The sequence below is a fragment of the Glutamicibacter sp. MNS18 genome, assembly GCF_026107515.2.
Taxonomy (GTDB): domain Bacteria; phylum Actinomycetota; class Actinomycetes; order Actinomycetales; family Micrococcaceae; genus Glutamicibacter.
On record NZ_JAPCHW010000002.1, the window covers coordinates 157165 to 169101 of the forward strand.

Annotated in this window: 10 protein-coding genes; 8 read left to right on the top strand and 2 right to left on the bottom strand. The window is 64.8% G+C overall.

Annotated features, from left to right (window positions below):
• Positions 1–28 precede the first annotated feature (28 nt).
• The 6 genes from OK351_RS03345 (at position 29) to OK351_RS03370 (ending at position 8964) form a co-directional block, all read left to right on the top strand.
• Entirely contained in the window at positions 29–577 is a 549-nt protein-coding gene (locus OK351_RS03345; RefSeq protein WP_265155936.1) for a dihydrofolate reductase family protein, read from the top strand.
• 134 nt (positions 578–711) lie between these two features.
• A complete protein-coding gene (gene polA, locus OK351_RS03350) occupies positions 712–3333 on the top strand; it encodes a DNA polymerase I (RefSeq protein ID WP_371931369.1) in 2622 nt (873 codons plus the stop codon).
• Positions 3334–3403: 70 nt separating this feature from the next.
• Positions 3404–4705, top strand: coding sequence for a GNAT family N-acetyltransferase (gene eis, locus OK351_RS03355; RefSeq protein WP_265155938.1), 1302 nt, complete (start codon positions 3404–3406; stop codon positions 4703–4705).
• A gap of 4 nt (positions 4706–4709) precedes the next feature.
• Positions 4710–5600: a polysaccharide deacetylase family protein gene (locus tag OK351_RS03360; RefSeq protein WP_265155939.1), complete on the top strand. Its 891-nt coding sequence runs from the start codon at positions 4710–4712 to the stop codon at positions 5598–5600.
• Between the two features lie 219 nt (positions 5601–5819).
• Entirely contained in the window at positions 5820–7289 is a 1470-nt protein-coding gene (rpsA, locus tag OK351_RS03365; protein WP_265155940.1) for a 30S ribosomal protein S1, read from the top strand.
• 412 nt (positions 7290–7701) lie between these two features.
• Positions 7702–8964: a hypothetical protein gene (locus OK351_RS03370; RefSeq protein ID WP_265155941.1), complete on the top strand. Its 1263-nt coding sequence runs from the start codon at positions 7702–7704 to the stop codon at positions 8962–8964.
• A gap of 262 nt (positions 8965–9226) precedes the next feature.
• On the opposite strand, the gene OK351_RS03375 is transcribed toward OK351_RS03370, so the two are convergent.
• A complete protein-coding gene (locus tag OK351_RS03375; protein WP_265155942.1) occupies positions 9227–10342 on the bottom strand; it encodes a class I SAM-dependent methyltransferase in 1116 nt (371 codons plus the stop codon).
• Entirely contained in the window at positions 10339–11013 is a 675-nt protein-coding gene (locus tag OK351_RS03380; RefSeq protein ID WP_265155943.1) for an IMPACT family protein, read from the bottom strand. Before OK351_RS03380 ends, OK351_RS03375 begins: the two co-directional genes overlap by 4 nt.
• 26 nt (positions 11014–11039) lie before the next feature.
• Between OK351_RS03380 and coaE the strand changes: the two genes are divergently transcribed.
• Together coaE and OK351_RS03390 are read left to right on the top strand one after the other, a co-directional pair.
• Positions 11040–11633 (top strand): dephospho-CoA kinase, encoded by a 594-nt coding sequence (gene coaE, locus OK351_RS03385; protein ID WP_265155944.1) that lies wholly within the window; start codon positions 11040–11042, stop codon positions 11631–11633.
• On the top strand, positions 11633–11893 hold the full coding sequence (locus OK351_RS03390; RefSeq protein ID WP_265155945.1) for a hypothetical protein: 261 nt from the start codon (positions 11633–11635) through the stop codon (positions 11891–11893). Before coaE ends, OK351_RS03390 begins: the two co-directional genes overlap by 1 nt.
• Positions 11894–11937: the final 44 nt, after the last annotated feature.

An 11937-nucleotide genomic window follows, 5' to 3' on the forward strand; every position in this document is an offset into this window, starting at 1 on the left:
GCAGTGGAGGCACCCATATAGTAGAGCCATGACGAGCTTCAAATACTATGTGGGTGCCTCCATTGACGGTTTCATCGCCGATTCCACCGGAGACGTGTCCTGGCTTGAGGCTTTCAACCACGAGGCGGGGGTGCGTCAAAGCTACGAGGAATTCTTCGCGGGCGTCGGCGCATTGGTCTTCGGCGGGGAAACCTACCTGTGGCTGGTCAAGAAGCTCGCCAGCGACGGTGAACCCTGGCCGTACGGGGACAAACCGGTATGGGTTTTCACCCACCATGAACTGCCCTCCACCGAAGGCGCGGATCTGACATTCGTCCGCGGGGACGTGGCCCTATGGGCCCGAGATATCGCCCAAAGCGCCGGAACCAAGGATGTTTGGATTGTCGGTGGGGCGCAGCTGGCCGGTAAGTTCCTGGAATCAGCGGTGCTTGACGAGCTGCACCTGGTGACGGTGCCGGTGGTCCTGGGCGATGGGATCAACCTGTTCACTTCCGGCAACCGCAGCCGGTTCGAGTTCATTAATCGGATCGATCGCGATGGCCAGGTGAGCGAGGTGCGCTACCGGTTGGCCAGGTAGCCGACACCATCCGAAGATCACGCGGTGCGGGAAGTGAAATTGTCGCCCATGGCCACTAGGCTGGCAGGGTGAGTGAAACAACCAATTTGACGTCCGACACGGACCGCCGACTGCTGATTATCGACGGGCACTCAATGGCCTTCCGTGCCTTCTATGCCCTGCCCGCGGAAAACTTCGCAACGAGTACCGGGCAACATACCAATGCAGTGCACGGATTCGTCTCCATGCTGCTGACCATGATCCGCCAGCAGAAGCCCACTCACGTGGCTGTGGCCTTCGACCTGGACACCCCGACCTTCCGTTCCGAGGAATACACCGAGTACAAGGGCGGGCGCAATAAGACCCCGGAGGAGTTCTACGGCCAGATCGACCTGATCCAGGAAGTCATGAAGGCGATGAACATCCCTTCGATCACCCTGGACGGGTACGAAGCCGATGACATCCTGGCCACCCTAGCCCACCAGGGCGAGAACGCCGGTTTTAAGGTGCTGGTGGTTTCCGGTGACCGTGATGCCTTCCAGCTGATCAACGAGACCACCTTGGTGCTCTACCCGAAAAAGGGCATCAGCGATATCCCGCCGATGGACGCCGACGCGGTGGAGGCCAAGTACTTCGTACGCCCCGAACGCTACTCGGATTTGGCCGCGTTGGTGGGCGAAACCGCGGACAACCTGCCCGGCGTGCCCGGCGTGGGCCCCAAGACGGCCGCGAAATGGCTGGGGCTCTATGGCGATCTGGACGGAATCCTTGAGAACATCGACTCCATCAAGGGCAAGGTCGGCGACAGCCTGCGTGAGCACGTTCAGAACGTCAAACGCAACCGCAGGCTGAACGAACTGCGCCGCGACCTGGAGTTGCCGGTGACCCTGGACGAGGCCGTGCTGGAAAACCCCAACCGCGAAGCCATTGAGAACCTGTTCGACGCACTGGAATTCAATACCCTGCGCAAACGCATGTTCGACCTGTTTGCCGCGGATGAGGCGGAGGACGACCGCGAGGTCGTGCAGTTCACGCTCACCGAACTGTCCTCGGCCGCGGCGATCGCCGAATTCCTGAAGGCCACCGACGGGAACCAGGTGGCGATCCACCCGGCCGTGTCCGGGGGAGAAGCCGCCGCCTTGGCGTTGACCCACGGCACCGACTCGGCCTGGGTGGTCCTGGGGGAGGCGGATGCCGAGACTGACGCGGCCCTGGCCGCCTACCTGGCCGATGCCACGGCGCCGAAGGTGCTGCATGATGCCAAGGCCACCATGCACCTGCTGGCCGACCGCGGGCTCGTACTGGACGGGGTGGTGGATGACACCCTGATCGGAGCGTACCTGATCCAGCCCGACCGGCGCAGCCACGACCTGGCCGATGTGGCCCAGTACCACTTGAAGCTCACCGTGCCGGTGGTCAAACCCGACAAGAAGGGCCAGCTCGACCTCGGGCTGGGGGTGGACGAGGAACTGAAGGCCGCCACCCTGGCCCAGTGCCAGGCGGTCAACGAACTCTCCGGTTTCCTGGCCGCACGGCTTGAGGAGAAGCACGCGGCCCAGTTGATGAAGGATATGGAACTGCCCTTGGTCAAGGTGCTGTTCGATATGGAACGGGCCGGTATCGCGGCGGACCGGACGAAACTCGATGAACTGTACGACCATTTCACCGGCCAGGTGGAGCAGGCGACAACCGAAGCCTTTGCGGCGATCGGCCACGAAGTGAACCTCTCCAGCCCCAAGCAGTTGCAGGTGGTGCTCTTCGAGGAACTGGAACTGCCCAAGACCAAGAAGATCAAGACCGGGTACACCACCGATGCCGAATCGCTGCAGGACCTGCTGGTCAAGACCGGGCACCCGTTCCTGGTGGCGCTGATGTCCTACCGGGATGCGATCAAGCTGCGCCAGACCGTGGAGGGGCTGCGCAAGTCCATCGCCGATGACGGGCGCATCCACACCACCTACGCGCAGACGGTCGCCGCGACCGGACGGCTTTCCAGCCTGAACCCGAACCTGCAGAACATCCCGATCCGCTCCGAGGAGGGTCGGCGCATCCGCGATGTGTTCGTTGTCGGCCAGGACTACGAAACCCTGCTGACCGTGGACTACTCGCAGATCGAGATGCGCATCATGGCGCACCTCTCCGGCGACGAGGGGCTCATCGAGGCCTACCAGAACGGCGAGGACCTGCACCGCTACGTGGGTTCGCGGGTGTTCAACGTGGATCCGGAAGAGGTCTCCTCGGAAATGCGCTCCAAGGTCAAGGCGATGAGCTACGGTCTGGCCTACGGGCTGAGCAGCTTCGGGCTGTCCAAGCAGCTGAAGATTTCGGTTGACGAGGCGCGGACCCTGATGAAGGACTACTTCGACCGTTTCGGTGCGGTGCGCACCTACCTGCGCTCGGTGGTGGACGCGGCCCGCAAGGACGGTTTCACCGAGACCATCTTCGGTCGCCGCCGCTACCTGCCGGAACTGAACAGCTCGGACCGCCGGTTGCGTGATATCGCCGAGCGCGCGGCACTGAACGCCCCGATCCAGGGGTCCGCTGCGGACCTGCTTAAACTGGCCATGCTGCGCATCGACGAGGAACTGCGGGCCGGCGGCTACAGTTCACGGATGCTGCTGCAGGTGCATGACGAACTGGTCCTGGAGATCGCCTCGGGCGAGCTGGAACCGGTCCAGGAACTGGTGACCCGGGAAATGGGCCGGGCCGCCGAGCTGAAGGTCCCGTTGGATGTCCAGCCTGGTGTTGGCAGGTCCTGGCACGAGGCGGGACACTAGAAACCAGGTGCTGGCCACGCAAGCGATGGCGTGGCCAGCCATGATCGGCAACCTCCAAAGGGGCGGGCAGATGGGCAGCAGCGAACCGGGAACCATCCGGGTGGAGATCTTTGGGCCCGAAATGCCCGACGGGGTGCCCAGCGCCCGCGCCGCGTCCTTCTCCCGGGCGATAGCCCGGGGGTTCTACGAGCCGGAGTCCGATGACGCGGAACAGAAAACGCTCACCGAACTGGACGTCGCCGACCAGACGGTCTACATCGCCGCCTACGACCAGGACGCGGTGGCACCGAGCCTCCACGCCGACGTGCCGGTAGGCACCTACCTGGCCTTTCCCGGAACCATCAACGTGGGAGGGCCAGCACTGCTGCCGGTAAACCAGATCAGTGCGGTGACCGTCACCCCGGCCTACCGTCGCCGCGGGATCCTGCGGGCGATGATCACCGCGGACCTGCAGCGGGCCGTGGACGCGCGGATCCCGTTGGCGGCGCTGACCGCCTCCGAGGCGACCATCTACGGACGCTTCGGCTTCGGCAGGGTCACCGAACGGGTGCGTTTCGAACTGGACGTGTCCACCGGGGCGCGAATGCGGGCACCGAGCACCGGTACGGTGATCGAGCTGGCCCCCTCCGCCCTGGAAGGGCAGGTTTGCCAGTTGCTGGCCGCACAGCACCGGAACACACACGGGTCGCTGAGCAACGCCAGCTTCGACTACGGGCAAGCCACCGGGCGTTGGCAAAACTACCAGGATCTGAAACCGGCCAGGGACCTGCGCGCCGCCCTGCACCTGGACGGCCAAGGGCAGCCCGACGGGTTCATGACCTACAGATTCGCCGGCTGGGACCAGGAACCGGCGCAGATGAAAATCGCCATGCTGTGTGCCAGCACGCCCGCGGTGCGCCGTGACCTGGTCGAGTACCTGGGCGACCACGACCTGATCAAGAAGGTCACCGGATACGGTCCGGTGGGTGACGTCCTGCCCAGTGCATTGGTTGATTCGCGTAGCTACAAGGTCCTTTCGCTCTGGGACCACCTCTGGCTACGCATCCTGGATCTGCCGGCGGCGCTGGCCGGGCGAGGTTACCTGAACGATGGCAGTATCCGGCTGAAAGTGGTGGACCGGCTCGGCCACGCCGCGGGGACCTGGCTGGTCGAGGTATCCCAGGGGCAGGGCAACGCCTCGCGCCTGCCGGAAGCCAGCGATTTTGATGCGCAACTGGATGTGCGGGACCTGGCCACCCTCTATCTGGGGACCCGCAGCGCCAGCCACCTGGCCGGCGCCGGGGTGCTGGAAGCTGGAGATCCAGCGATCTTGGACACCCTGGATAGGATCTTTTCGACCCGCACGACCCCGTACTGCTACACCGATTTCTAGGGATATGACCGAGAACGACCTACCCGCTACCGGACTGGGCCGCCGCAGCCTGCTGGGAGCCGCATTGGGTGTCGGCGCCCTGGCCCTGGCCTCCTGCACCACCGAACCGCAGCTGCCGGTAGCATCTAGCTCCGGTCCCGCACCCGGGCCCTCGGCCAGCAGCACCCCGCAGCCGCTGGGGCGCCAAGCGGCCATCGACCGGTTCGCTTCGCGTCCGGCAGGCGATTTCGGCCTGGAGGTCACCGGGGTGCAACTGGGCTTACCGGACGGCGCCCGCGGGGCGGCCCTGACTTTCGATGCCTGTGGGGGCGGGAAAGGCAACGGGTACGACGGGGAACTGCTCGACACCCTGCGCCGGCACCGGGCACCGGCTACGCTGTTTCTCAACCAGCGCTGGGCCCGAGCCAACCCCACCCTGGTGACCGAGTTGGCCGCGGACCCGCTGTTCGAGATCGCCAACCACGGCAGCACCCATCAACCGCTGGCCAGTCGCGGCCAGAGCGCCTACGGTATCCCGGGAACCGGATCGATCGCCGAGGCCTATGACGAGGTCATGGAAAACCAGCGCTACCTGGCGGGGGAGTTCGGCATCCAGGCGCGGTTCTTCCGCTGCGGCACCGCGCATATGGACGAGTTGTGCGCACAGCTCACCCGTGCCCTGGGACTGGTACCGATGAACTTCACGGTGAACCTGGATGCCGGGGCGACGTTCCCGGCCGGCACCGTAGCGACCCAGGTGCGGTCGATGGGGGCCGGCGACGTCGGGATCGGGCACTTCAACCAGCCGGACGGGCACACCGGCGAAGGGATGGCCGCCGGGTTGCCCAGGTTACTGGAATCGCTGCAGGAGCAGGAATTGGCCCTGCTGCGGCTTAGCGATGTGCGGAAAGCCTGAGGCATCGGGAGCCGAACCCTCCGCAATTGTGGTTAACTTCACAAAGAGGGTGGGACGTTGTTGGCGGATTCCGCTTTGACCCGATGTCCGCCGGGCGCGTAGACTTGAACAGCGCGTCATGGCCTTGTCATGTCCGCATGTACGCTTGACCCGTTCGAAATTCCGGGGCTTCCGGGGTTTCGACTGACCATAATCTATCCACATCGGAGTCCCTACTACATGACCATCACCTCGAACGAGAAGCACAGCACCCCAGTCGTTGCCATCAACGACATTGGATCTGCTGAGGACTTCCTCGCCGCCGTCGATGCCACCATCAAGTACTTCAACGATGGTGACCTCGTCGAAGGCACCGTCGTCAAGGTCGACCACGACGAAGTCCTGCTCGACATCGGTTACAAGACCGAAGGTGTCATCCCTTCCCGCGAGCTTTCCATCAAGCACGATGTTGACCCGGGTGACGTTGTCACCGTCGGCGACAACGTCGAAGCCCTGGTCCTGACCAAGGAAGACAAGGAAGGCCGCCTGATCCTGTCCAAGAAGCGCGCACAGTACGAGCGCGCCTGGGGCGACATCGAAAAGATCAAGGAAGAGGACGGCGTCGTTACCGGTACCGTCATCGAGGTTGTCAAGGGTGGCCTCATCCTGGACATCGGCCTGCGCGGCTTCCTGCCGGCATCGCTGGTCGAGATGCGCCGTGTGCGCGACCTGGCCCCATACATCGGCCAGGAAATCGAAGCCAAGATCATCGAGCTGGACAAGAACCGCAACAACGTGGTGCTGTCCCGCCGTGCATGGCTTGAGCAGACCCAGTCCGAGGTCCGCTCCACCTTCCTCAACAAGCTGGAAAAGGGCCAGGTTCGCCCGGGCGTTGTTTCCTCCATCGTCAACTTCGGTGCCTTCGTGGACCTGGGTGGCGTCGACGGCCTGGTGCACGTTTCCGAGCTGTCCTGGAAGCACATCGACCACCCATCAGAGGTTGTCGAAGTTGGCCAGGAAGTCACCGTCGAGGTCCTGGAAGTGGATCTGGACCGCGAGCGTGTCTCGCTGTCGCTGAAGGCCACCCAGGAAGATCCTTGGCAGACCTTCGCCCGCACCCACGCCCTGGGCCAGGTTGTCCCGGGCAAGGTCACCAAGCTGGTTCCATTCGGTGCGTTCGTTCGCGTCGAAGACGGCATCGAGGGCCTGGTGCACATCTCCGAGCTGGCCGTGCGCCACGTCGAGCTGGCCGAGCAGGTTGTCTCGGTGGGCGACGAGCTGTTCGTCAAGGTCATCGACATCGACCTGGAACGCCGCCGCATCTCGCTGTCCCTCAAGCAGGCCAACGAAGGCGTGGACCCGGAGGGCACCGAATTCGATCCGGCACTCTACGGCATGGCCGCAGAGTACGACGACGAGGGCAACTACAAGTACCCGGAGGGCTTCGACCCGGAGTCCAACGAATGGCTCGAAGGCTTCGAGACCCAGCGTTCGGCATGGGAAGCACAGTACGCTGCCGCGCAGGAGCGTTGGGAAGCCCACAAGAAGCAGGTTGCCGAGGCCCTCAACGCCGACGCCACCGCCGAATCGGCTCCGGCCGAGCCGGCTCCGGCTTCGTACTCCTCCGAGCCGGTGGCCACCGCTGATGCCGGTACCCTGGCATCGGACGAGGCACTTGCCGCACTGCGTGAGAAGCTGACCGGCAACTAGTCGTTGCCGGCTGGCAGGTAACGCCAGCTGAACCATGGCGGGTCCACCCCCTTGCGGGGCGGGGCCCGCCATCGGTCTTTTAACCGCAACCTGGGAAACCCCCGATGCCGGACGTGGGCCGGAACCGGGGGCCCCACGACGTCGCCGGTGATCCTTCCCGGTCCCGAAGGAGCCTCCGGTATGGTCCGCATCCTCGGCTCATCATCCCGAATGCTGATCCGTCACCCTCTCAAAGATCGCCCTTCGTGCTGACCACCCAACCCAAAGGCCCCGACTATCCTGAACTTAGTATATTCCGGTGAAAAAACCGGGTGACACATCCAGTGGAAGGGCGGGTTCGATGCTCCAGCAGGTATCGGTTGGGGTGGCAGGTCCCCCCGGTCGTCTCACCGTCCCCTACCATGAAGTCAGCGTGGATCAGTGGCAGGCCGTTCCCCGGACCATTCCCGACTGGGTGCTGGTTGCGGGTAGCTGGATACCCCTGCTGGGATTGTTCATCTGGTCCTTCATGGTCGGTGGTATGGAACCAGTCTCCGGGCGCATCGGTTCCTGGCCCATGATCGTGGGCCTGGTGACCCTGAGCATTGTGGGCCTGGCCGCAGGCCGTCTGGCCCCGTGGGTGGCGCTGGTCATCACCGGCGCACTGCTGTATATCACCGGGCTGCGGGACGGTCCTTTCGCCGTCCCGTTGCAGGTGCTCGCCGTGTATTTCCTGACCCTGGGACTGGCCGCGGCGATAACCGGTTTCCGGTTCTGTCTGCTGCTCCGTGGCTGGCGACTGCAGGCTTCACGGCAGTTGTCCATTGACGCCGGCGAGCTCAAACGCTGTACGGCCCGTCACGAGGTCAACCGGGGCCTGGCGAAACTGGCCTCGGGTGCGGTAGCGTTCGGTGCCATCAAGGCAATGGTGAGTTTCCTGGGCGACGCGCGGCTACAGGTGGAGCTGATCAATCCCGAGCACCTGGAAACCCTGGTGTACGGGTTGACCGGACTGCTGTTCTGGGTGCTGCTGGTGCTGATCCGGGTGATCGCCAGGCGTTTCGTTGGACACCTGGTGCTCAGTGTTCCGGTGCACACGGCGCTCGGCTCCCCGATCCGCTTCGGTGCGCTCAGTGGGGTGGTGCTGCGTAGCGAGGCCGCGGCCGCCGGGTGTGCGTGTGCCCCGGAGCCAGACCGGAAGCCCGAGGAGGATGATGAGTTCCTCAATAGCTTCGTCAAGGTTGACGATAACTGTGAGACCCACGGGATCGAGGCGGTCAACTCCCTGGGGCAGCGTGAACTGATCCAGCAGGCGAACCAGCCCTGGATATTCGGCGAACACGTCCACGACGAGCTGATCCCGGTCGGTTCCACGATCCGGATCCTTGGGCTGAGCGGTTGGGGATCACGTCCCGTGCGGCTCATGGAAGGAACCGATCCAGCACCAGGCCACCGTCGCGATGGCCGCAACATCTACCCGTACCGGGTGCGCGAGGTGCTTAACCGTCAGGGCCGCCGTATTCGCTGGCGCGGGGTCGGCAACGAATCGCTGGAGCAGGTCAGCTGGGACGCCGGGCCGCGGGGCGAGATGCTCAACAGTACACCGCTATCCGGTGCCCGGATTGCGGGCGCGATGGTCAGGGTCGAGGGTGAACGCCCCTATTTCGTACCGGAGGACCGTTCCGCCGGTAGGTAGTTCGGTTCCCCTCGGAAGAACGAAGCGGTCGCCGGAAGCGGAAGCGCGGGAACACGCCGTGGAATCCGTCGTATGCGTGCCTGGGCGGAAAGGGCACTGCCCGCTCGGGCAAGGCCGGCTGCGTCTGCCCGGCAGTTCAGCACCTCATCGACGATCGGGAATCCACCGGACGGGCTTCGGTGTCCCACCGGGCGCGGCCGCATCGCCCTAGAGCATCCACCGACCCCACGTGGATCACATCGTCGAGCTGGCCGAGCCTCGCCTAACGTTCGCGGGTGGCGGCCAGCACCGTGAATTTGGCATCGCGTGCCAGTTGGCTGGTCGGCCCGATCCTGCGGGAGATCTCCGAACGGTAGCGCAGGTGCGAGTTGAAGACGCAGATGAACCTGCCGCCGTCGGCCAGGACCCGGGCCGCCTCGTCGATCAATTTCAGTGCGATCCCCGCATGCACCGTATTGCCCATGTGGAATGGGGGATTGAGGGTGACCAGTCGGGAGCTGGCGGCCGGTAGCCGGGACAGCCCGTCATCCTGCACGGCGGTGATCCGGGCGGACAGGCCGTTGGCCTCGGCGGCAGCCAGCGTTGATTGCACGGCGGATGCCGAATGGTCCGAGGCCTGCACCCGCAACTCCGGGTTGAGCAGCGCCGCATACACGCCGATGCTGCCATTGCCGCAGGCCAGGTCGACCAGTTCCCGGTGGCCGGAAAGGTCCGGGAGGTTCTCCAACAGCAGGCGGGTCCCCGGATCCAGCCGCGCCTGGCCAAAGGTGCCGGCTCCGGCGACCAGGGACAACGTGTGCCCTGCCACGGTGTGCGTAGCGCGTACGGGATATTTCGCGGCCGGCCGCACCTCCCGGGGTTCGCGGACGGTGAGTACCCGCGACTTCTGCCGGGCCAAGGAGACGTCGAGCTCACCGAAATGGGCCGAGAGGACCTGGTTCATGCCCAGGTTCATGTGCTTGATCCGACCCCCGGCATGGACGAGAACATGCTCATCGGCGTGCGTGGCAATGGCCGCGGCATACTCATCCAACACATCCAGGCCGCGCGGCAGCACCATCAGTACCAGGGTGGCGCCGGCCAGCGCCTCGGCGGCGGGCAGCAGCTGGACCCGGGACAACCACTGAGGTGCTAGGCGTTCGAGGTTGGCGGTGATTGCCCGTTGGGCGGTCAATGAGTCGGTATGCACCCGAACCCGGGCGGCCCCCTGGGACAGGGCGCCGAGGGTCAACGCACCATAGTTGTCACCCAGTACGCTCACCTCGGCGGGCCAGGACTGCACGGTATCCAGGACCAGGCGGTCGGCGGCGTCCACGGCGTGCAGGTTCGGTGCCTGGACATCCGGGTAGCGGCTCAGGGCGGAGAGTAGTTCATTCACCGGATATCGACCCATTCGTGGCCCCAGGTTTCCGCGGTCGCGATGCCGGCGCTGAGGGTGGCGAGGTACTGCGAAAAATCCTGGTGCGCGCCGGCGACATCATCCACCGCGACCTCCAGGAGCGCATGCTCCGCCGTCCATTCGGTCGCTCCGAGCTGGTATCCGGCCGTGCGCAACTCGTTCTCGTAACGCGGGGCGTGTGCATGCGCGGCGGCCACCTTCAGGACCAGCATCCGTTGCCGGGTGATCAGCGTGGCGGCATCCAGGGCCTGGGACACCGAATCCGAGTAGGCCCTCACCAGCCCGCCGGCGCCGAGTTTGATCCCGCCAAAGTAGCGCACACAGATCGCCACGATGTCGCTCAGATCGGTGCCGTGCCCGGTATCCCGCTTGGTCAGGGCCTCAAGCATCGGGATGCCGGCGGTGCCCGAGGGCTCGCCGTCATCCGAGGAACGCTGGACCATCCGGTCCGCGCCAAGCACGAAGGCGCTGCAGTGGTGGCGGGCATCAAAATGGGTCTTGCGCAGGCCCGCGATCTTCGTGCGCGCCGCCGCCTCGGACTCGACGCGGTAGAGGTAGGTGATGAAGCGCGAGCGCTTGATCTCCACCTCGTGCGCCAGATCATCGGCAAGAGTGGTGTACCGACTCGCCACGGAAACGTTGCTGTTCATTGGACTTAGTTTATAGGGTGGGGGACATGAAGCATGTTGGACTTACCGGTGGCATCGCCTCGGGCAAATCGGCCGTCGCCGCGCAATTGACCAAACTCGGCGCGGTGGTCATCGATGCCGATGTGATCGCCCGCCAGGTGGTCGAGCCCGGAACAGAGGCGCTGGAACGGATCCGGGACACCTTCGGCCCGGGCATCTTCGCCGACGACGGGACGCTGGACCGTGCCGCATTGGGGGCGTTGGTCTTCGCCGACCAGGGGGAACGCGCGAAACTGAACGCCATCGTCCACCCGCTGGTCCGCGCCGAAGTCGACCGGCAGCGCGAGGCGGCGATTGCCAATGGTGTCCAGGTGGTGGTTGAGGACATCCCGTTACTGGTGGAAAGCGACCAGCTGGACCGTTTCGAGACGATCATGGTGGTCCAGGCCCCCCACGACGAGCGGATCCGCCGGATGATCGAGGACCGCGGCTGGGACCGGGCCGATGCGGTGGCCCGGATGGCCGCCCAGGCCACCGATGAGCAGCGTGCCGCCGTGGCCGACATCCTGATCCTGAACGACGGGAGCATCGAGGACCTGAACGCCAAGGTCACCGAGATCTACGAAAGCCAGCTGGCCTGATGAAAAATACGCTGAAGATCTCCAAGTGGTTGATGCTGGCCTGCTTCGCCACCGCCTTGGTGCTGTGGCTGGGTTTCGGTGGACGCAGCGAGTTCATCGCCTCGGATGGACCGTATTCACCGGTGGTGTATATCTCGGGTTGGCTGGCCTTGGCCGGGCTGATCGCCGCGACCGTATTGACCAGCGGGTTCTTTGGCGGGTTCATGTCCAATACCGCCAAGCGGGTCGTCATCCGGCAGGGGATGCGCCGCGGGAAGTAGCGGTGTCCGGCCGGGTTTCATCGGGGTCGATCCCGTGCGGCCGG

What these genes read in the sequence shown, in the direction of transcription:
- OK351_RS03345 (WP_265155936.1), top strand. Translation starts at nt 29, where the DNA reads ATGACGAGCTTCAAATACTATGTGGGTGCCTCCATTGACGGTTTCATC.
- polA (WP_371931369.1), top strand. Translation starts at nt 712, where the DNA reads ATGGCCTTCCGTGCCTTCTATGCCCTGCCCGCGGAAAACTTCGCAACG.
- eis (WP_265155938.1), top strand. Translation starts at nt 3,404, where the DNA reads ATGGGCAGCAGCGAACCGGGAACCATCCGGGTGGAGATCTTTGGGCCC.
- OK351_RS03360 (WP_265155939.1), top strand. Translation starts at nt 4,710, where the DNA reads ATGACCGAGAACGACCTACCCGCTACCGGACTGGGCCGCCGCAGCCTG.
- rpsA (WP_265155940.1), top strand. Translation starts at nt 5,820, where the DNA reads ATGACCATCACCTCGAACGAGAAGCACAGCACCCCAGTCGTTGCCATC.
- OK351_RS03380 (WP_265155943.1), bottom strand. Translation starts at nt 11,013, where the DNA reads ATGAACAGCAACGTTTCCGTGGCGAGTCGGTACACCACTCTTGCCGAT.
- coaE (WP_265155944.1), top strand. Translation starts at nt 11,040, where the DNA reads ATGAAGCATGTTGGACTTACCGGTGGCATCGCCTCGGGCAAATCGGCC.
- OK351_RS03390 (WP_265155945.1), top strand. Translation starts at nt 11,633, where the DNA reads ATGAAAAATACGCTGAAGATCTCCAAGTGGTTGATGCTGGCCTGCTTC.